Origin of the sequence: Kluyvera sp. Awk 3, assembly GCF_028069715.1 — a bacterium.
GTDB classification, from domain to species: Bacteria; Pseudomonadota; Gammaproteobacteria; order Enterobacterales; family Enterobacteriaceae; genus Kluyvera; species Kluyvera georgiana_A.
In genome coordinates, this window is record NZ_JANEWH010000046.1 from 1 (window position 1) to 20123 (window position 20123).

Below are 20123 nucleotides of genomic sequence, written 5' to 3' on the forward strand. Positions count from 1 at the left end.
TCCTACAAGTCATTATTTTCACTGACCCATTTACATAAATGGGTTTTTTGTTGCCCGAAATCCAGTTAAACCAAACAAAATCAATACATTAAACTCGCTTCGCTTGCATCCCCTCCCCCCTATCCCATACTGATAGAACACGCACCGAACCATGAGGTGACCTATGTTATTAGCAGGCAAAGTCGCGATTATCTTCGGCGGCAGCGGTGCTATTGGCGGCGCGGTAGCGCATGCCATGGCCCGCGAGGGCGCGCTGGTGCATCTCGCGGCGCGCCATCAGGATAAGCTCGACGCGGTGGCCGAAAGCGTGCGCGCGCAGGGGGGCACTGTCAGCACCTTTACCGTTGACGTACTCGATGAACAGGCGACGCAGCGGCGCGTCGCGCAGCTGGCCGAGCAGGCTCACGGCATCGACGTGGTGGTAAACGCGACCGGCTTTATGCATGAGCAGGGAAAACATCTGGAGCGGCTGTCCCTTGCCGAGTTCAGACAGGGAATCGATCCGTTTCTGGCAGCCCAGTTTATTATCGCCAAATCGGCTGCCCCCTATCTGGGTGGACGCCGCCAGGGGGTGATGCTGACCGTCGTCGCCCCAGCAGCCGCGATGGCAATACCTGGACACCTGGGACATATCGTGGGCTGTGCGGCAACGGAGGCGTTTATTAAAGCGCTGGCAAGCGAACTAGGCCCGCGCAACATCCGCGTGCTCGGCGTACGTTCACACGCGATTATCGGGGCCGTAGAAGCGGGCTCCTATACCGGCGAGATCTTTCGCCAGAAGGCGCAGGCAATGGAACTCACCGTCGACGAATGGCTGGGCGGCGCGGCGCAAGGCACCCTGCTTAAACAATTGCCTACGCTCGAGCAGGTCGCCGGAGTGATAACATTTTTGGCCGCTGACGCAGCCGGAGCCATGACCGCGACCATCGTCAACGTGACCGCTGGCGCGACGCTGAGCTAGCGCAGCTTCTCTCCGGCAATGCGCCCTACCATGCTGCGAATATCCTCGCGCGTCAGCGGCTGGCGATCGGTGACAAAATGCAGCGTCATGCCTTCGATAAAGGCGTCCAGCGCGCGGGCGGTCGTCGGGTCGAACCACTGCGCCAGCGTCTGCTGGCTGCGCTTCATCCAGTTCTGCATAATCGCTTTCATCGACGGCGTACTGCTCGCCAGCGCGTACAGCTGATACATCAGGGTCATGTTCTTCGGTGTTGTCACCTGGCTGCTGAAGATGATTTCAGCAACGGCATCACAGGCTTCCGTGGTGTTGGTCACATCGGCGAAGAACGCCGTATACTCTTCCGACATCCGATCGGTAAAGGTGCGAAACGCCTCGCCCAGCAGCGCTTCAATGCCGTCGAAATAATAGGTCATCGACCCCAACGGCACATCAGCGCAGGTGGCGATTTTACGGTGCGTGACCGCATTAATGCCGTGCGTGGCGATCGTTTCCAGCGTAGCGTCAACGATGCGCTCCCGGCGCTGCGGGTCATTCGGTCGGCGAGCCATAATTCTCCTCATGCAGATTATGTACAAATGTACACAGTCTTGTTAGTGTTGTCTGCACACTTTCCGACCCGACGCGAATGGATGACAACGTTAACTTCCCGTAAAGCCCTGCAACTGCGGATGTGGGCGCTCTTTATGTTCTTCTTTTTACCCGGTTTATTGATGGCCTCCTGGGCTACGCGTACGCCTGCGATCCGCGATATTTTATCGGTTTCTACTGCTGAAATGGGCATCGTGCTGTTTGGCCTGTCGATTGGTTCGATGAGCGGCATCCTTTGTTCGGCTTTTTTAGTGAAACGATTCGCAACCCGCGCGGTGATTCGCACCACTATGTCGTGCGCCATCTTTGGCATGATGATCCTCAGCCTGGCGCTGCACTTTGGCTCGGCGTGGATCTTCGCTATCGGCCTGGCCATCTTTGGCGCTAGCTTTGGCTCAGCGGAAGTGGCGATTAACGTTGAAGGCGCAGCGGTCGAGCGCGAAATGAAAAAAACCGTACTGCCAATGATGCACGGCTTTTACAGCTTCGGCACGCTGGTTGGCGCCGGCATCGGCATGGCGGTCACCGCCTTTGGTCTTCCTGCGATGTGGCATATTTTGCTGGCGGCGCTGGTGGGTATTGCCCCCATCGCCATTGCCATTAAGGCCATTCCCGACGGCACCGGCAAAAACGCCGCGGAAGATGCGCAGCACCAGGAAAAAGGCGTGCCCTTCTGGCGTGATATGCAGCTGATGCTGATTGGCGTGGTGGTGCTGGCGATGGCGTTCGCCGAAGGCTCAGCCAACGACTGGCTACCGCTGCTGATGGTGGACGGTCATGGTTTTAGTCCCACCTCCGGCTCACTCATTTACGCCGGCTTCACGCTGGGTATGACCGTCGGGCGCTTTACCGGCGGCTGGTTTATCGACCGCTACAGCCGCGTCAGCGTGGTGCGCGCCAGCGCATTGATGGGGGCGCTCGGTATTGCGCTGATTATTTTTGTCGACAGCGCCTGGGTGGCCGGCGTGTCGGTTATTCTATGGGGACTGGGCGCGTCGCTTGGCTTCCCGCTCACGATTTCCGCCGCCAGCGATACCGGCCCGGATGCGCCAACTCGCGTCAGCGTTGTCGCCACCACTGGCTATCTGGCGTTTCTGGTCGGGCCGCCGCTGCTCGGCTTCCTCGGCGAACATTACGGTCTGCGTAGCGCGATGCTGGCCGTCCTGGCGCTGGTTCTGATTGCCGCTCTGGTGGCGAAAGCGGTGGCGAAACCCGAGCCCCGCGTTGTAATGGAGAGTCATTGATGAGCGTTAAACTGATCGCTGTCGACATGGATGGCACATTTTTAAACGACAAGAAAACCTATAACCGCGAACGCTTCCGCCAACAGTATGCGCGGATGAAAGAACAGCAGATTCGCTTTGTGGTCGCCAGCGGCAACCAGTACTACCAACTGGCGTCGTTCTTCCCGGAAATTGTCGATGAAATTGGCTTCGTTGCCGAGAACGGCGGCTGGGTCCGCGACGCCGGAGAGGACGTTTTCAACTGTTCAATGCCGCGCGACCATTTCCAGCAGATTGTGGCGTTCCTGCAAACGCGCCCGGAAATTGAGATTATCGCCTGCGGTAAACAGAGCGCCTACACGCTGAAGCACTATGACCCGCGCTTCCACGACATTGCGGTGCACTATTATCACCGTCTGGAGCTGGTGGAGAATTTCGATAATCTCGACGACACCATTCTCAAATTCGCCCTGAATATTCCGGACGATAAAGTGCCGCAAATGCAGACACTGCTTGATGACAAGCTTGGTCATATGCTCACCGCCGTCACCACCGGTCACGGCAGTATCGACCTGATCATCCCCGGCGTGCACAAGGCACACGGCTTGAGTCTACTGCAGGCTCGCTGGGGCATCCGTAACGAGGAAGTGGTGGCCTTTGGCGACAGCGGCAACGATATTGAGATGCTGAAGCAGGCTGGCTACGGTTTTGCGATGGCCAATGCGTCTGAAGCGGTGAAAGCGGTCGCGAATTATCGTGCGGCGCACAATAACGAAGAAGGCGTGCTGGAGATTATTGATAAGGTGCTCAACGGCGAAGCGCCGTTTGCCTGATTAAGATCCGGCTTGGTTATCGGGCCTACTGGTCGATTATCGATCGTAGGCCCGATAAGCTGCGTAGCGTTATTGCGGCTGTAAGCCGCTGCCGACCGTTTTATCCCGCAGGAACATCACCATCAGCCCCAGCCACAGCAAACCACCGGCCAGGTTGAACAGGCTGAATAAGCCAATTCCCCCCAACAGGTACATGTGTTTACTAAGCTCAATGCCGACGGTAAAGATCAGCATTTGCAGCATGCCCATCGCCGCGGAGACCGTACCTTTGCTCATCTCGCTGGCAAACAGCGTCAAACGCACCAGCCCGGCGTTCGCCAGACCAATCCCGAAGGCGTAGAAGCTTAATCCGGCGGTCATCCACAGATAGGCATGAGACGACACCACCGTCGCCGCAGCGGCCAGAATAAGGCCAAACATAATGGGATATCCCCCCGCGACGATCAGCGCGCGCACCGTGCGGCGCGAAGTCAGACGCGCCAGCACAAGGTTTCCGAGGATCAGCGCGCCGAAAATCGGCACCTGCAGCAGGCCGTATTCATAGCTGCTCGCACCCTCACCGCTAATAATAATCACCGGAGACTGCGCAATCCACGCCAGCAACGGCAGGCTAACAAACCCCGTCGCCAGCGCGCCCGCCACGAAGCGGCCATTTTTCAGCACTTCGCGATAATCTCGCCCCAGCTCTTTTAACGACAGCTTCTCGCCAATGCGCGTCGCCGTCTCCGGCATCTCCTTATGCAGCCCGATATAAGCCAGGGCTGCCAGCGCCGCGAAGAGCACAAACATGCTCTCCCAACGGGCGACGTGGATCCACGCGGCCCCCACCAGCGGCCCCAGTAATGGCGCAATCAATGCGACGTTGGCCATCAAGGCGGTTATCTTGATACAGGTCGCCTCATCGTAAGACTCCTGAATCGCCGCATAGCCCACCGCGCCAATAAAGCACAGACTCACGCCCTGTAAAAAACGCAGGAAAGTGAACTGCTCAATATTTTGCACCAGCAGAGTCGCCAGACAGGTGACGATAAACCAGACAACGCCGGTGAGCATGACCGGGCGGCGGCCAATGCGGTCCGATAGCGGCCCCAGCAGCCATTGCAGGAACATACCGCCGGCAAGGTAGGCGGTCATCGAGGTCGGCACCCATTCATCGCCAGCGTTGAATTCCTTCACCACTGCGAGCATGCCGGGCTGGATCATATCGTTGCCGATATAGGTAGAAAACTCATAGAGCACGAGGCAAAGCGGGAACAGAATCGCCTTGCGCCCTAAGCGTTTCCGGGAAGAAGATAAAGTGTCCATATGACTCGTATGCATTCTAAAAACGCGCAAGTTTAATCAATGCACGCTAGTGGTGATAGTCAATTATCACGCAGCTTAACAATTTCGCACAAATTGATGTTGTTAAGCGTTGTTAAGATTGGCTTAAGGTAGTTGGCACTATACTCTACGCCATGCGACGGGCCGCCTTAAATTGCGTATAGCGAATCAGACAATGCCGCTTTACCCGCCAGAAACGGCTTTTTAAGGTAGCTGTCATATAAACGTCATCTATTAAGCCGGAACGCTATGCTGGAAAACCTGAACCATTCGCTGTTTTTGCTCATCAATGCCACCCCTGCCTCGGCGGCGTGGGAAATTTCATTGGCGACATTCATCGCGCAGGATCTGATCCTGATCGTCCCTCTGCTGGCCGCCGCCATGTGGTTATGGGGTGAACGTAAGCAGGTGCATGCTCAGCGTCATCTGGTGATTAAAGTCGCGCTGGCGATTACCGTTAGCCTTACGCTGTCGTGGACGATTGGTCAGCTATTCCCGCACGAGCGTCCGTTTGTCGAAAACGTCGGCCATACGTTCCTGCATCACGCACCGGATAACTCCTTCCCGAGCGACCACGGCACGGTGATATTCACCTTCGCGCTGGCGTTCCTGTTCTGGCACCGCCTGTGGTCCGGGCTGGTGCTGATGGTCGTGGGGATGGCGATTGCCTGGTCCCGCGTCTATCTCGGCGTACACTGGCCGATGGATATGCTCGGCGGTTTCCTCAGCGGCCTCGTAGGTTGCATGGTCGCGCAAATGCTGTGGCACTCCATTGGCGCATTGGTTTACCCGCGCCTTCAGCAGCTGCACCGCATTATCTTCTCTGTTCCGATTCGTAAAGGCTGGGTGCGTGACTAGCACTTCGCTCGCAGGTAAAATAACGCGCTGAGCCCCGGCGACCTGCCGGGGCATGTCCACCAGAGGCACTATGGAAACACGACGCGACGAGCGAATTGGCCAACTGATTCAGGCACTGAAACGTAGCGATAAGCTGCATCTTAAAGAAGCGGCGGCGCTGCTTGGCGTTTCTGAAATGACGATTCGTCGCGATCTCAACAGCGAAAGCGGGCCGGTCGTGCTGCTGGGCGGCTACGTGGTGCTGGAACCGCGCAGCGTGCCGCACTATTTACTGAGCGACCAAAAAACCCGCCTGGTGGAAGAAAAAAAGCTGGCGGCACGCCATGCCGCAAAGCTGCTCAAGCCGCACCAGATGGCGTTTTTCGACTGCGGCACCACCACTCCGTGGATTATCGATGCCATTGATAACGATCTGCCTTTTACCGCCGTCTGCTACTCCCTCAACACTTTCCTCGCGCTACAGGATAAGCCCAACTGTCGGCCTATTCTTTGCGGCGGCGAGTTCCACGCCAGCAACGCTATTTTCAAACCGCTGAGCGAGCAGGATACGTTGTCGCACCTGTGCCCGGACATCGCCTTCTATTCCGCGGCGGGTATCGACATCGAGATGGGCGCAACCTGTTTTAATCTGGAAGAGCTGCCGGTGAAGCATTGGGCAATGCGCCAGGCGCGCTATCATGTGCTGGTAGCGGATCACAGCAAGTTTGGCAAAGTGCGCCCCGCCCGCATGGGCGATCTGACGCGCTTTGATGTGATTGCCAGCGACACCAGTCCGGATGAAGAACTGGTGGCACTGGCGAAACAGCAGCAAATCTCGCTGCTGTATTAATCAGGCATTACGAGAACCAGCTGCCGAACCACTCGTGGAACTTCATCAGCACGAAGTCCATCATCCGGCTAAAGAACCCGCCCTCTTCGACCGCTTCCATGACGATCAGCGGGCGCTGTTCGATGGTTTTGTCGTTGAGTTTAAAATCAATGGTCCCCACCACCTGCCCTTTGGTCAGCGGCGCGGTCAGCTGCGGCTGAGTTAAGCTGTAGCTGGCCTTCAGGTTTTTCAGCTGGCCTTTCGGAATTGTCACCGAACCGGCTTCCCCGGCCCCCAGATTCACTTCGCTCTTATCACCAAACCACACACGCTGGCTGACAAAGGTCGCATCCGGCTTAATCGGGGTGACGGTTTCAAAGAAACGGAAACCCCAGGTCAACAGTTTTTCCGACTCGTTAAAGCGCACGCGATCGCTCTTGGTGCCCAGCACCACGGCAATCAGGCGCATATCGCCCTGGGTGGCCGATGACACCAGGTTGTAGCCCGCGCCGGCGGTCGTACCGGTTTTCACGCCGTCGACGTTGAGGTTGGTGCTCCACAGCAGACGGTTACGGTTCGGCTGGCGGATGTTGTTGAAGGTAAACTCTTTCTCTTTGTGTACCGCGTACTCTTCCGGCACATCGTGAATCATGGCTTTGGTCAGCAGCGCCATGTCACGCGCGGTGCTGTACTGCCCCGGCGCATCCAGGCCGTGAACAGTTTTGAAGGTGGTATTTGTCAGGCCAATTTTCTGTGCATAGCCGTTCATCAGGCTCACAAAAGAGTCCTGACTGCCTGCAACGTAGTCGGCGATGGCGATGCTGGCATCGTTGCCCGACTGGATGATCACCCCTTTATTGAGGTTCTCGACGGAGACCTGCTCACCCGGCTTGAGGAACATCACCGAGGATCCGCGCAGCGCCGGGTTGCCGGTGGCCCACGCATCACGGCCAATCGTGACCATATCGGTCAGCTTGATTTTGTTCGCCTTCAGCGCCTGGCCAACCACGTAGCTGGTCATGATTTTCGTCAGGCTGGCCGGGTCCAGCTTCTCATCGGCATTGCCTTCGGTCAGTACCTTACCGCTGGCATAGTCCATCAATATAAACGCGCGCGCGTCGATAGCCGGCGCATCGGGCATCTGCTCCGCCGCCTGCACCGCCGGTGCAATCAAAAGTAAAAGCGCAGAGCCTGCCATCAGGCTCCTGAAGGCGTTAGCGTTACACATCATAAAAACCACCCAAGTATCCATTCCCAAAACACGCCACGACAGTGCCGTGCTGCACCAGGCCGTGAGTAATAACGTAGAAACTCTCTTAAAGAAACAGTGAGTTGGTAAAGTTTTTTAAGTTTACGCAAGATCCCCAACTTGTGCTTAAAACCTGACATTTTTTTTGATCAAGATTGCGTAAGCGTTAACTTTGCCGCACATTGAACCTTCGCTAAAAAAACGGGAGTGGTTATGGTTACGCTGTGGGGACGAAATAATTCAACGAACGTGAAAAAAGTGCGCTGGACGCTGGCCGAACTCAACCTGCCCTACGAGCAGATTATGGCGGGTCAGGGCTTTGGCGTGAACCGCGACGCGGCCTATCTGGCACTCAATCCGAACGGTCTGGTGCCGATGTTGAAAGACGGTGATGACGTGTTGTGGGAGTCCAATACTATTGTCCGCTACCTGGCGGCGCAGTACGGAACTGACAGCCTGTGGCAAGCCAGCCCCATTCAGCGCGCCAAAAGCGAAAAATGGATGGACTGGGCCAACGAGACCCTATCCCCGGTGCACCGCAAGATTCTCATCGGGCTGGTAAGAACCCCAGCGGAACAGCGCAATATGGCGGAGATTGAAGCGGCCATTGAAGCCTGCGAGCCGCTGCTGGACATTCTGGAGAACACGCTGGCAAAACAGACCTGGCTCTCCGGCGAAGCGTTCGGCGTGGGCGATATCGCCGTCGCGCCGTTCGTCTATAACCTGCTGGAAACCGTCAAGACCTGGCAGCCACGCCCACACCTCGCGCGCTGGTATCAGCAGCTAGCAGAACGCCCGGCATTCCGCGACGTCGTGATGATTCCCGTCAGCTGATTTTTTCAGGTGCGCTGGCTGCTGCCGCGCACCTGCAACTTGCCCACCAGCCGGATATGAGCGGCGGTATCGTCGCCATCGCAGAGATAGCTCACCGCCATTCGACCCAACTCGTTATAAGCGAGCTGCACGCTGGTCAGCGCCGGCGTCAACTGATGAGCTATCCGCTGATCGTCATAACCACACACCAGCACGTCCCCAGGAATCGACACATTCAACGTTGCCAGCGCCTGATAGCAGCCGAGCGTCATCCAGTCGCTGGCGCAGAAGATGGCCTGCGGCGGCTGCGGCAGGCGCATCAGCTCCAGCGTGGCTTTAAACGTGGCATCCAGCGACCAGTCCGTTTGCTTGATTAACGCTTCATCCACCGTAATGCCCGCATGCTCAAGCGTCTGGCGATACCCTTCCAGGCGCAGCACGCTGGCATCCATCCACTCATCGCCCATGATGTGCGCGATGCGCGTCACCCCCTGCGCCAGCAGATGGTTGACGGTCTGGCAGGCGTTAGCCCGGTCATCCGGTAGGAAAGTCGGCAACAGCGGGCGGTTGGGATCGTACTGGTTCAGCAGCACCACCGGCTTGTTGATTAACGGTTCAAAGGGTGAAAAGTCGAAGACGCGCGTTACCGAGCTGGCGAGAATGACTCCCGCGCAGTTGCGCCGCTCCAACTGACGGAGAATCTGCCCGGCCAACTCCATATCGTCGCCGTAATCGTAAACGGTCAGCAACGTATCACGCTGCCATGCCGTGCTGCTGGCCTCGCTAATGGCGTCAACAAAGGGATCGTAATTCGGCATACCGCTGAGCAGCAGCGCAATCTCCTCCTGCCCGTCCTTACGGTGCGGCACGATAATTTTTTGATAGCCCAACGCCTGCGCCGCGGCATACACCCGGTCGCGCGTGGCATCACTCAGACGAATTGCCCGACTATTGTTGAGCACCAGCGAAACGGTCGCCTGAGAAACACCGGCTTCCCTGGCGATATCACTCATCGTTATCTTATTTTTTTTCTGCATGATTACTCCTTATCGCCGCCGACTATAGCACAGTTATCCCACATCTTTTTTGTGAACGCCCCAGCAGAATGACAGCCTTGTGATTGCGTATCCACCGTCAGTTAATAAATATTAGCTAATAATTATTAGCAACGGAGAAACAGAAATGCATTCACAATGGACCGAATCTCAGGCGCAAGCGTGGTTTAAACAACACGGCTGGGCCTGTGGGTTTAACTATTTGCCGCGCAGCGCGGTGAACTGGACCGAAATGTGGCAGGCCGACACCTTTGACGCCGCAGTGATCGATCAGGAGCTGGGCTGGGCGCACGATTACGGCTATAACGCCCTGCGCACCAACCTGCCGTTTATTGTCTGGGAAGCGGATCGCGACGGTCTGCTGGCGCGCATCGACACCTTCCTGAGCCTCGCCGCGAAACACGATATCCAGGTCATGCTGACGCTGATGGACGACTGCGGCTTCTCCGGCGACGAGCCGTACCTCGGCCCACAAAAACCACCGCGCGAAGGCGTCCATAACAGCCAGGCTGCCGCCAGCCCTGGCCGCGCTATCGTGATGGATCCACAGCAGTGGCCGCGGGTTGAAGCCTACGTACGTGACGTGCTGACCCGTTTTAAAGACGACGCGCGCATCACCATCTGGGATCTCTACAACGAACCGGGAAACCGCGGCATCAACCTGTCGCCAACGGAATCAACCGAGTATGACGAAGCGCTGGAAAGCTACGCCCTGGAGCTGATGATCGCCACCTTTGGCTGGGCGCGCGACGTGGGGCCAACCCAGCCGCTGACCGTTGGCGCATGGCATATCGATCACGACAAGTACGGCACGCTGGAACATCCGATCGACGCTGCCGCAATGGATCTGTCAGACATCATCACCTACCACAACTACAACACCGCCGCCCGCCAGCTGAGCGTGCTGGAGAATCTGGTTCGCCGCAATCGTCCCGTACTGTGTACCGAGTGGCTGGCCCGCCATATGGACTGCGTCTTCAGCGAACAGCTACCGCTGTTCTGCGCCTTTGATACCGGCTGCTATCAGTGGGGGTTGGTACAGGGCCGCACGCAAACCTGGATCCCATGGACCAGCGTTAATAAAAACCACCCTGATCCGCAGTCACTCTGGTTCCACGATGTGTTAACGCCAGAAGGTAAGCCGTGGTGCGAGCAGGAAATGCAGCTGGTGAAAGGTTTAACGACCTGGCGTCGGCAGCAGCGTTAATCTTATGACACGGAGGATTCATCCATGAAAAAGTCGATATTGTTCCTGCTTGCCTGCTGCAGTTTCGGCGCGATGCCCATCGCACACAGCGCCGATCAGGTGGAACTCCGTTTTGCCTGGTGGGGCGGCAAGGCCCGCAACCAGGCCACCTTAAAGGCGCTGGAAGCCTTTGAGGCCAAATATCCCAATATCAAAGTGAAGGCGGAATACACCGGCTGGGACGGCTTCTACTCGCGTCTGACCACGCAGATCAACAGCAATACCGAGGCCGACGTTATCCAGACCAACTGGAACTGGCTGACGCTGCTGTCAAAAACCGGCGACGGTTTTTATGACCTCAATAAACTGGCGAAGCCTATTGGACTCGATCAGTTTTCTCCGGAGTCGCTGGCCAGCACCACAGTGAATGGCAAGGTCAACGCCATTCCGGTTTCCGCCAACGTGATGCTGTTTTACTACAACGCCGCCACGTGGAAAAAAGCCGGCGTTGCGTTACCCAAAACCTGGGACGAACTGCTGAAGGCCGGGCCAGTATTTAAAGAGAAGCTGGGTGATAACTACTATCCATTGATTCTCACCGAGCAGGATTCTCTGCTGCTGCTGAACTCGTATGTCTATCAGGGCAACCAGAAACCGATGGTCGATGAGAAAGCCCGCAAGCTCGGCTGGAACCATGCCGATTTGGTCGAGGCTTTCACCTTCTATCGTAAGCTGGTTGACGCCCACGCGGTGCCGGACGCCCGTACCATGGCATCGTTTGGCAAAGGCGTGGCCTATGAGATGAAACCGTGGATCAACGGTGAATGGGGCGGCGTCTATAACTGGAACGTGTTGTACACCGCCGAGTCGCAGAATCTGGCCAATCCGGCGGATCTGGTGATGGGGCCGTATCCGATGCGCGAAGGGGCAAAAGACGCCGGCCAGTTCCATAAAACGGCGCTGATGCTGTCTATCAGCAAAAACACGCGCCACCCGGAGGAAGCGGCAACGCTGATTAACTTCCTGATGAGCGAGAAAGAAGGCGTTATCCCTGTGGCGCTGGAGCGCGGCGTGCCGCTAAGCAAGTCAGGTGAAAAAATCCTGCGCGACGCGGGCCTGTTAACCGATGACGACCCGGTGATTTCCGGGCTACTGCAGTCCGCCTCGCTGCCGAATAAGTCGAAGGCGCTGCCGTATCTTGAAGATCCGCAGTTTGGCGCCTTGTTCAGCTCCGCACTGCAAAGCATCGATTACGGTAAAGCCACGATCGACCAGGCCGCGACCAACTTTGAAGAGCAGGCTAACCGCATTTTACGTCGCATTATGCGCTAGCACGACGAGCAGGGGGACGAATGTCCCCCTGGTTTCAGGTTTCCACCACGGGAGCCCCTGCATCCAGCTTACGAATGCTTTTCGTCAACGCCGCCAGACAGCGATCGAGCGTTTCTACGTTAACCGCGATATATGAGGGGCAATCATAGCGCCCACTCATCAGGCAAACCGCAGCAGAGGCCATCGCCTCGCCCGCCTGCCGCATCATTTCCAATTCGTTCAGTGATGTACAGCGCTTAAGCGCGACCGCGTTATCACGCAGCTCGCTGCACAATTCAAGCAGGTTAGTACGCAGATGATCGTTTTCACCGACTGACATATACCCCTTTGCCTTCCTCAGTTGCAAATAGGCATCAAGGTCAATTCGCGCGTTGATGAGCCTCCCCACCAGCTTGCGTTTCAGTTTGCTTTCCGTCATGCATTTACCTCCCTTGCCACCCATTGGCATTCTCATTATGAGATTACTTAACGTACAAAATGCTGCGCGATATCAACAATTCATCATTTGCAACATTTTTAACAATGAACCAACCTTGAACATCGTCGGGACTGGAAAAAGCCTCGACCGCCCTGCCCCTATATCAGACTGTCATTGATGCCGCGTTAACGCGTCGCCGACTACACTGTGACTATTCAGACGACAAAAAAGGATGTTGTGCATGTTATTTCAGGAAAGAGTAAGGGTGACGGCCTGTGCATTAATGCTGTTATCCGCAAGCGCCTCCCCGGTTATTGCCGCGCCGACGCAGGCCAAAGAGCATGAAAATACGGCCACTCTGGCCGCCGACCATGGGCTTAGCGAAGCCGCCCAGCAGTATCTGATGCCTTACCCTTCCCGTAGTGGCGTTGACGGGCATTCGCCGCGCGTGGACTCCGCCGCGGTGTTTATTCCAAAAGGGAAAGCGCCGGAAGGCGGATGGCCCGTCGTGGTCTGGGCGCACGGCACCGTCGGCGTAGCCGGCCAATGCGCACCATCGCTCAATGAACGTACCGTCCGCGATAAACAGTACCTTAATACCTGGCTTTCGCTGGGCTACGCCATCGTGGCGCCGGACTATGCCGGCCTGGGTTCGGAAGGCGTACACCACTATCTCAATGCCCGTGGAGAAGCGTGGAGCATACTGGATGGCGTTCGCGCCGCGCTGCGCCAGTTTCCGCTGAAGAATGAACTGACTCTGGTCGGTCAATCACAAGGGGCTCACGCGGCATTTTCCAGCGCAGGATTCCAGCCTCAGTACGCGCCGGAACTGAACATCCGCGCCACGGTATTAACCGGCACACCGTATTTTGCGATCGGAACCACCGCTGCTGATATTCTGCCGCCAGCAAAAAGGGATAATCAGAACGCCGGAGATCCTAAGATTCCGTATATCTTCTATATCTACCTCGCCGCCGCAGACGCCGATCCCTCGCTGAAGCCAGAAGATTATTTCCAGGACAGCGCGCTGCCACTGTTGGAACAGGCGAAAAATCTCTGTATCACACCGCTGACGCAAAAAACCATGCAGGCCGGTCTCAATGCCAGCAATACGCTTAAACCCGCGATAGAAAGCCTGTTAAGCAATGGGATCAACACCATGTTGTATCCGACAATGCATATTCAGCACCCGGTATTTATCGGTATTGGCAGCGCGGATATCAACGTTCCCACCGCCATGCAGCTGCGCTTCGCCGATGCCGTTAAAGCCGCCGGCACGCAGGCAGAAGTGCATGTTTATGAAGGGCTTGACCACAGCGGTACCGTCAATCCATCGCTGCGCGATTCCGTGCCCTTCCTTATCCGGGCCGATGTGGCGAAAAAAGAGTAATACGTCACCAGGCGGAAGGCATAATGCAGGCGCTTTTCTGGCCTGCATTCGTGCTCACGAAGCGCATTATTAACATATCGTTTTCCTGACAATCAGATGACCATCGGATATAGCTGTAGCGTTGGGGCATGATGTATACTCCGCGTTTTCCTGAGCAATGATTCGTACATAAAATGAGCAAAATTGGTTTTGTATCTTTAGGCTGTCCGAAAAACCTGGTCGACTCCGAACGCATCCTGACCGAGCTGCGCACCGAAGGTTATGAGGTGGTGCCCACTTATGAGGGTGCCGATATGGTCATCGTCAATACCTGCGGCTTTATCGACAGCGCCGTCCAGGAATCCCTGGAAGCGATCGGTGAAGCGCTACAAGAAAACGGTAAGGTCATTGTGACCGGCTGTCTGGGCGCCAAAGAAGATCAAATTCGCGAAGTGCACCCGAAAGTGCTGGAAATCACTGGCCCACACAGCTACGAGCAGGTTCTGGAGCACGTACACCACTACGCGCCAAAACCACAGCACAACCCGTTCCTGAGCCTGGTGCCGGAACAGGGCGTTAAGCTGACGCCACGCCATTACGCCTATCTGAAGATATCCGAAGGCTGTAACCACCGCTGCGCGTTCTGCATCATTCCGTCGATGCGTGGCGATCTGGTGAGCCGTCCGATTGGCGAAGTGCTGGCTGAAGCAAAACGTCTGGTCGACGCTGGCGTGAAAGAGCTGCTGGTGATCTCTCAGGACACCTCAGCCTACGGGGTGGACGTGAAGCACCGTACCGGTTTCCACAACGGCGAGCCGGTGAAAACCAGCATGGAAAGCCTGTGTGAACAGCTGGCAAAACTCGGTGTCTGGGTGCGCCTGCACTATGTGTATCCGTATCCGCACGTTGACGACGTGATCCCGCTGATGGCGGAAGGCAAAATTCTGCCGTATCTCGATATTCCGCTACAGCATGCCAGCCCGCGTATCCTGAAGCTGATGAAACGTCCAGGCTCGGTAGACCGTCAGCTTGCGCGCATTAAACAGTGGCGTGAAATCTGCCCGGACCTGACTCTGCGCTCGACCTTTATCGTCGGTTTCCCGGGCGAAACGGAAGAAGATTTCCAGATGCTGCTCGACTTCCTGAAAGAGGCCCGCCTCGATCGCGTCGGCTGCTTCCAGTACAGCCCGGTTGACGGCGCCTCCGCGAACGATCTGCCGGATCAGGTGCCAGACGACGTGAAGGAAGACCGCTGGAACCGCTTCATGCAGCTGCAACAGCAGATTTCCGCCGAACGCCTGCAGGAAAAAGTCGGCCGTGAAATTCTGGTGATGATCGATGAAGTGGACGAAGAAGGCGCCATTGGCCGCAGCATGGCCGATGCCCCAGAAATCGACGGCGCGGTTTACCTGAACGGTGAAACGAAGGTGAAACCGGGCGACGTGGTGCGTGTGAAGGTAGAAAACGCCGACGAATATGACCTGTGGGGTAGCCGGGTTTAATCTCGCATGCCTTTCCCCTGACGGGGAAAGGCATTTTTCATGCGCTACAAAAAATACTTCTGCGACCGCGACATAAACGCGGGATAGCTGGCGCACTGACTCAGTACGTCAATCACGTCATCATCAAGAATGTTGGTTAAATAGTCATAAATCAGCATGCTATCGACAAACGCATCCTCGCTAATCGCCAGCATAAAGACCATCTTCACCATTTTCCCGGCGTCCCATTCAATACCGTTGGGGAATACCGCAACCGTCACCATGGTGCTCAACGCGACTAAGCCCAGCGGATGGGGGATGGCGATTTTATCATCCAGCAGCGTTGAGGCACGCTCCTCTCGTTCCAGTACTGACGCCAGATAGCGTTCATCCACCCGCCCCTGACGAACCAGTTGAGCGGACAGAAAGTGAATTAACGAAGCTTTATCATGCTGATGCTCGGTAAAAACAAAAAAATGCTCAGGCGAAAAATAGTTCACCATGGCGGTCGGCGTGGTCTCCGCATGCAGAAAGTACTTCATATTTTCCAGTTGCCAGCGCTCGGGCAGCGGCGGCAGATGAATCACCCGCCGGTTTTTCTCCGCCACCGTGACGAAACTAATAACCAGATTCTCATCAATGCTTTCTGCGGCATTGTATTGTTCAACCGAGATGTAACGCGCAATCGCCAGTTGTGGATACATACGGGTTATTTTCTGGCACACCAGTCTTGCCGATGCGCCGCCCTGCTCGCTGACCACCAGCGTGCTCAGAGTCGCCTCCTTAAGATGCGTCTCTTCCAGGATGGCGCCAATATGCATCACCAGATAGCCAATTTCGTCATCGCTGATACGCCCGGAGAAAAAATGTTCCAGTTCGCTGAATGCCGCAAGCGTCATTTCATAAATGAGCGGATAGTGTCGTTTAATCTGTTCTATCAATGGGTTAACGATGGTGATACCGTTGTTAACCCGAATGCGCATCGCTTTAATATGATTGAGCAGGCTGGAACGCGACGCTTCGTCATAAAACACATCGCAAAACCATGAGGCGCTCACATAGCTGAGAAAATGATTCATCACCGCGCACTCGGCGGCGCAGTTTTCCGACAAGTCGTCCCCCGCGTGTGTACAAAACGCAGCAAGGTTCATCGCAATATAGTCGATTTCACTTTGTAGCCCCGACGCGCCCTCACCGCAGAGCAAAGCGAAGATCTCTGCTGCCGCCGTTTTTATCGTCGGTTCGCCGCCGTTGAACGTAAAGTCCAATAGCCAGCTACCGCGCTGCATGCGTCCGGATGCGATCGCGCAAATCAGCGTAAAAAAGCGCAGGTTCACATCGCTAATTTGTCGCCCATGCGCCACGACATAGCGGCTGAGCGCCTGTTTGATATCCGCCACTTGTCCGCGATTGTCGAACAGCGCGGCGAACTCCTCCTCCGGCTCTCTGGCCCGCAGTAAATGATCGTAGATACAACGACGCAGCGCGATTTCACTGCCCTGTAGCTTATAGCGCTCGGCGCCCTCGCAGTTGACGGCGATATCGTAAAGAGCAAAGTGACGTTTGAGCAGCGTGATGTCGTTGCGCAGCGTATAGAGGCTGATAAACCACGTCGATTCGAGCTGCTCCAGCGAAACATCTTTATCCTGGCGCAACAGCGCCGTGAGCAACGCGCTACGCCGCTCGCGGGTAGAGCGCGTCTCTTTCCATGGTTTTTGCGACTGTTCCAGCAGCCTGCGGTGGCCCGCCGGGTTATCCACCTGAATAGAAAACCCCACTTTACGATCGTAGATGAGACGATTACCGGCTTGCATGATGATTTCGCCCAGCACCTTCAGATCGCTACGAATAGTGCGGGTAGAAACATGCATCGCGTTTGCCAACGACTGCTGCGTCACCGTCCCCTGGGCTATCTGGATAAAGATATCTCTGACTCGCTTATTGGTGAACAGTCTCATCTTTCCCTCTTCAGGCGATCTCGATATAGAGCGTCTGCACATCGTTTGGCTTCAGCATGCGTCTCTCCGGCGCTGGCGTTTGCTCATCCAGCAGCACGCAATGCGCGTTTTCCAGCGCGGGAATCGCTACCGACGCCGCCAGATTTGGGTTATAGAAACGGCACACCAGCCCATTGCCGTTTTCCGCGCATTTGACCACGCTCAATTGGGCATCCTGCGGGCCATCAGGCAGCGCCAGCACGCTGTGCTCCAATGGATAAGTGCGCTTTTCATCACTCAGGCAAAAACGCAGGCGACCGTTGAGGAAATCGCTGTCCTGATACACCGGGAACGCGGTCAGTAGCGCTTTTGAGATCTGCGCGTGCCGGGCATCATCAAACCGCCCCTGATAAATACGCCAGCTAAAATTAAAGCGGAGCGTTCCCATCAGTTGGGCATCCGGCGTTGCCACGACCGTTTCACCCGATGCTCGCCCCGGACGATAGAGCAGATTGGTTTTTCCCATGTAACCGAAAGAGCGGAACAGGGTGACGGCAATGGTATCAAAACGATCGCCGACGATTTCATACTCGCGCACGCCGTTGGTGTGCAGAGTAAAACCGTGACTATCATCATGCAGGTTAACGTAGCTCTGCATGGGCTCGATAGCGACAGGCTTCTCGTGCCAGCCTTCATCTTCCCATACCCGCAGCGCGTCGCTGAGCTGTACAGGGCGCGTGACCGCGCCAAACAGCTGATCGGCACAGGAGACATGAGCCAGAATATCGGTGGCAAAATGCACGCACAGGCGATGACTCCGCACCCGGTTTTCCACCTCGACGGTAAAGTGAATGAGCGTATCCTGTCGCAGCGTAATCTGCACCGTCACAGGCATGACGCCATCAAGCTCGCCACGAGCACGCGCCTCAAGATCGACGGGTACCGGCATCCGATAGTTAAGGCTCAGCGCCTGCCGTACATCGCTGCATTCCCGCGACACTGCGGTGAGATGTCCTTCCGAGGTCACGGTCAGATCTTCACGCGGCGGCGAATAGTTATAGGAGTCGCCGTCATCACCGTTCTCGACCAACAGCATTTGCCGCGCATAGCGCTTACCGCTGGCTTTATCAGCGATCGTCAGCAGGCCATTTTCTTCAACATCAACACGATAATGTTCATTTTCAATAAATGGTCGCGTATCGCGCTGCCGCTGGCTCTCTCCGTCGGCGCTAAAATCCAGATGCCAGCTTGTGTAACCCAAGGCAGGCAGCGCGCTGCTGTTTACCGTTACCTTGCTGCGGTAAACCTGCTGTGGTTTATGGTACGGTTTGCCCGGGTTAAGCCGGATGGTCTGATTGAGCACATAATCGGTCAGTTCCGTCTGCTCTTCAATCACGTACGGCAGCGCGCGCCCTGTCGCATCACGCAGCGTAAAAGGCACGCCCGGCAGCCAGGCTTCAAAGGTTATCTGCGGCGTCGCCGCCACGGTCAGCGGATTAAATACCGTAAAACAATAATCGTGTTCGCGCGGCGTACGCATCGCAATCTGCCGGGTATGAAGCTCCAGCAGGTTGCTGGCGAGATCGCGCGCCTGCTTATAGCGGGCGGCAATATCCCGGTTCGTGTCGTCGCTATTGCAGCCGCCGATGCTGTCATGCGCGGCATTGAAAAACATCAGCTTCCAGATATCGGCCATCACCCGAGCCGGATACTCATGCCCCAGGCTACGGCCAATCGCCAGCACCGGCTCCAGCGTATTAACCAGCAGCGCTTCGATATCGTTATTCATCTGCTTCAGGTCAGCCCGGCATGAAAAGATGGTTTTATGTACCCTTGAGTGTTTCCCCTCCGTCAACTCTCCCTTCAGGACGCGAACGTCTGCGCCCGCCTCCTGTTCCAGTGCGCTAATAAAGTCGAGCGGGCTACTGATTTGGTAATGACGCTGGTTGTCGCAGGCGTTGAACTGACGCACCAGTTCCGGCAAATTCTCGCGGATCGGCGCCTGGTCGAAACCATGCGGATACAGCAGGTTGGCACGGGCGCTGCGCGATTCAATTGGCGTCATTTTTTCGTTCAAAAATGTCGTCTGGCTATCCGGCGTTTCATCCAGCAGGCCGCCGTAGTGGTATCCCCAGGGCATCTGCACGGCAAACACCGTATCGCCGTTGTCGCCCTGCCAGCAGAATTCCGTCTCATGCAGCGTATTGTCGGCAATTCCGCGCCAGAACAGCGCATGGTGAATGCCGAACTGGCGGTATATTTGCGGCATATTGCCGCCCTGGCCAAAGCAGTCGGGCACATAACCCAGCGCCATGCAGCCGCCCGCCTCTTTGGCGATTTTCATTCCGTACCACAGGTTACGCACCACCGATTCCTGGTGAATCACCAGTTGATCGGTTTGCGTGTACCACGGCCCGGTCAGCAGACGCTTCGCCGCGATCAGGGCACCGAGACGATCCTTATCTTCCGGCGCCCATTGCAGGTAGCTCTCAATTAAGGCGCTTTGCGCATCGAGGAGGTAACAGGAGAAATCGGGGTTATTCTCCAGCACGCGCAGCACATTCTTCACGTGATTTAACAAATAAATACGCGAACGTGACGAGGTAAAATACCACTCCTGATCCCAGTGAGTATGGCTGTAAACATGCACTACTTTCTCTTTCATCCCACCCTCCCTTCTGCGGCCTGA

General features: G+C 56.2%; 17 protein-coding genes. 10 read left to right on the forward strand and 7 right to left on the reverse strand.

The annotated features are described in order from the left end of the window. Positions 1-163 precede the first annotated feature (163 nt). Positions 164-961, forward strand: a complete 798-nt coding sequence (locus NNN71_RS11555; protein ID WP_223802220.1) for an SDR family NAD(P)-dependent oxidoreductase — start codon at positions 164-166, stop codon at positions 959-961. Here the strand turns inward: NNN71_RS11555 and NNN71_RS11560 are convergent. Then, positions 958-1509, reverse strand: a complete 552-nt coding sequence (locus tag NNN71_RS11560) for a TetR/AcrR family transcriptional regulator (protein WP_163446991.1) — start codon at positions 1507-1509, stop codon at positions 958-960. The two genes, NNN71_RS11555 and NNN71_RS11560, sit on opposite strands and share 4 nt — an antisense overlap. 81 nt (positions 1510-1590) lie before the next feature. Here NNN71_RS11560 and NNN71_RS11565 point away from each other — a divergent pair, with 81 nt between their 5' ends. Further along, complete coding sequence (locus NNN71_RS11565; RefSeq protein ID WP_271458530.1) at positions 1591-2793, forward strand: MFS transporter; 1203 nt, start codon at positions 1591-1593, stop codon at positions 2791-2793. Beyond that, positions 2793-3605, forward strand: a complete 813-nt coding sequence (locus tag NNN71_RS11570) for a Cof-type HAD-IIB family hydrolase (protein WP_167576322.1) — start codon at positions 2793-2795, stop codon at positions 3603-3605. Before NNN71_RS11565 ends, NNN71_RS11570 begins: the two co-directional genes overlap by 1 nt. Before the next feature lie 69 nt (positions 3606-3674). Here NNN71_RS11570 and NNN71_RS11575 read toward each other — a convergent pair whose 3' ends face one another. Beyond that, on the reverse strand, positions 3675-4910 hold the full coding sequence (locus NNN71_RS11575) for an MFS transporter (protein ID WP_163446997.1): 1236 nt from the start codon (positions 4908-4910) through the stop codon (positions 3675-3677). Between the two features lie 267 nt (positions 4911-5177). Here NNN71_RS11575 and ybjG point away from each other — a divergent pair, with 267 nt between their 5' ends. Further along, positions 5178-5786, forward strand: coding sequence for an undecaprenyl-diphosphate phosphatase (gene ybjG / locus NNN71_RS11580; RefSeq protein ID WP_271458531.1), 609 nt, complete (start codon positions 5178-5180; stop codon positions 5784-5786). A 70-nt stretch (positions 5787-5856) separates the two neighbouring features. Continuing rightward, entirely contained in the window at positions 5857-6615 is a 759-nt protein-coding gene (gene deoR, locus NNN71_RS11585; protein ID WP_065355616.1) for a DNA-binding transcriptional repressor DeoR, read from the forward strand. Between the two features lie 7 nt (positions 6616-6622). Here deoR and dacC read toward each other — a convergent pair whose 3' ends face one another. Next, the gene (gene dacC / locus NNN71_RS11590) at positions 6623-7825 is read right to left on the reverse strand and encodes a serine-type D-Ala-D-Ala carboxypeptidase (RefSeq protein WP_163446999.1); all 1203 of its coding nucleotides are present in this window, start codon (positions 7823-7825) and stop codon (positions 6623-6625) included. A 231-nt stretch (positions 7826-8056) separates the two neighbouring features. Here dacC and NNN71_RS11595 point away from each other — a divergent pair, with 231 nt between their 5' ends. Continuing rightward, entirely contained in the window at positions 8057-8677 is a 621-nt protein-coding gene (locus NNN71_RS11595) for a glutathione S-transferase family protein (protein WP_065355615.1), read from the forward strand. Between the two features lie 5 nt (positions 8678-8682). On the opposite strand, the gene NNN71_RS11600 is transcribed toward NNN71_RS11595, so the two are convergent. Next, positions 8683-9693 (reverse strand): LacI family DNA-binding transcriptional regulator, encoded by a 1011-nt coding sequence (locus NNN71_RS11600; RefSeq protein WP_271458532.1) that lies wholly within the window; start codon positions 9691-9693, stop codon positions 8683-8685. Between the two features lie 145 nt (positions 9694-9838). Between NNN71_RS11600 and NNN71_RS11605 the strand changes: the two genes are divergently transcribed. Both NNN71_RS11605 and NNN71_RS11610 read left to right on the forward strand, forming a co-directional pair. Then, a complete protein-coding gene (locus NNN71_RS11605; protein WP_163447003.1) occupies positions 9839-10918 on the forward strand; it encodes a cellulase family glycosylhydrolase in 1080 nt (359 codons plus the stop codon). A gap of 24 nt (positions 10919-10942) precedes the next feature. Continuing rightward, complete coding sequence (locus NNN71_RS11610) at positions 10943-12229, forward strand: ABC transporter substrate-binding protein (protein ID WP_064548542.1); 1287 nt, start codon at positions 10943-10945, stop codon at positions 12227-12229. Between the two features lie 34 nt (positions 12230-12263). Here the strand turns inward: NNN71_RS11610 and NNN71_RS11615 are convergent, their stop codons facing one another. Further along, on the reverse strand, positions 12264-12647 hold the full coding sequence (locus NNN71_RS11615) for a biofilm formation regulator BssR (RefSeq protein WP_163447007.1): 384 nt from the start codon (positions 12645-12647) through the stop codon (positions 12264-12266). A 241-nt stretch (positions 12648-12888) separates the two neighbouring features. Here NNN71_RS11615 and NNN71_RS11620 point away from each other — a divergent pair, with 241 nt between their 5' ends. Both NNN71_RS11620 and rimO read left to right on the forward strand, forming a co-directional pair. Continuing rightward, a complete protein-coding gene (locus NNN71_RS11620; protein WP_271458533.1) occupies positions 12889-14037 on the forward strand; it encodes a lipase family protein in 1149 nt (382 codons plus the stop codon). A gap of 173 nt (positions 14038-14210) precedes the next feature. Beyond that, the gene (gene rimO / locus NNN71_RS11625) at positions 14211-15518 is read left to right on the forward strand and encodes a 30S ribosomal protein S12 methylthiotransferase RimO (protein WP_163447011.1); all 1308 of its coding nucleotides are present in this window, start codon (positions 14211-14213) and stop codon (positions 15516-15518) included. A gap of 44 nt (positions 15519-15562) precedes the next feature. Here rimO and NNN71_RS11630 read toward each other — a convergent pair whose 3' ends face one another. Further along, on the reverse strand, positions 15563-17455 hold the full coding sequence (locus tag NNN71_RS11630; protein WP_271458534.1) for a BglG family transcription antiterminator: 1893 nt from the start codon (positions 17453-17455) through the stop codon (positions 15563-15565). A 10-nt stretch (positions 17456-17465) separates the two neighbouring features. After that, positions 17466-20099, reverse strand: a complete 2634-nt coding sequence (gene mngB / locus NNN71_RS11635) for a mannosylglycerate hydrolase (RefSeq protein ID WP_271458535.1) — start codon at positions 20097-20099, stop codon at positions 17466-17468. Positions 20100-20123: the final 24 nt, after the last annotated feature.

Bases quoted from the DNA above. Each gene is read 5' to 3' on its own strand.
- NNN71_RS11555 (WP_223802220.1), top strand. From the start codon at position 164: ATGTTATTAGCAGGCAAAGTCGCGATTATCTTCGGCGGCAGCGGTGCT.
- NNN71_RS11560 (WP_163446991.1), bottom strand. From the start codon at position 1,509: ATGGCTCGCCGACCGAATGACCCGCAGCGCCGGGAGCGCATCGTTGAC.
- NNN71_RS11565 (WP_271458530.1), top strand. From the start codon at position 1,591: ATGACAACGTTAACTTCCCGTAAAGCCCTGCAACTGCGGATGTGGGCG.
- NNN71_RS11570 (WP_167576322.1), top strand. From the start codon at position 2,793: ATGAGCGTTAAACTGATCGCTGTCGACATGGATGGCACATTTTTAAAC.
- NNN71_RS11575 (WP_163446997.1), bottom strand. From the start codon at position 4,910: ATGGACACTTTATCTTCTTCCCGGAAACGCTTAGGGCGCAAGGCGATT.
- ybjG (WP_271458531.1), top strand. From the start codon at position 5,178: ATGCTGGAAAACCTGAACCATTCGCTGTTTTTGCTCATCAATGCCACC.
- deoR (WP_065355616.1), top strand. From the start codon at position 5,857: ATGGAAACACGACGCGACGAGCGAATTGGCCAACTGATTCAGGCACTG.
- dacC (WP_163446999.1), bottom strand. From the start codon at position 7,825: ATGATGTGTAACGCTAACGCCTTCAGGAGCCTGATGGCAGGCTCTGCG.
- NNN71_RS11595 (WP_065355615.1), top strand. From the start codon at position 8,057: ATGGTTACGCTGTGGGGACGAAATAATTCAACGAACGTGAAAAAAGTG.
- NNN71_RS11600 (WP_271458532.1), bottom strand. From the start codon at position 9,693: ATGCAGAAAAAAAATAAGATAACGATGAGTGATATCGCCAGGGAAGCC.
- NNN71_RS11605 (WP_163447003.1), top strand. From the start codon at position 9,839: ATGCATTCACAATGGACCGAATCTCAGGCGCAAGCGTGGTTTAAACAA.
- NNN71_RS11610 (WP_064548542.1), top strand. From the start codon at position 10,943: ATGAAAAAGTCGATATTGTTCCTGCTTGCCTGCTGCAGTTTCGGCGCG.
- NNN71_RS11615 (WP_163447007.1), bottom strand. From the start codon at position 12,647: ATGACGGAAAGCAAACTGAAACGCAAGCTGGTGGGGAGGCTCATCAAC.
- NNN71_RS11620 (WP_271458533.1), top strand. From the start codon at position 12,889: ATGTTATTTCAGGAAAGAGTAAGGGTGACGGCCTGTGCATTAATGCTG.
- rimO (WP_163447011.1), top strand. From the start codon at position 14,211: ATGAGCAAAATTGGTTTTGTATCTTTAGGCTGTCCGAAAAACCTGGTC.
- NNN71_RS11630 (WP_271458534.1), bottom strand. From the start codon at position 17,455: ATGAGACTGTTCACCAATAAGCGAGTCAGAGATATCTTTATCCAGATA.
- mngB (WP_271458535.1), bottom strand. From the start codon at position 20,099: ATGAAAGAGAAAGTAGTGCATGTTTACAGCCATACTCACTGGGATCAG.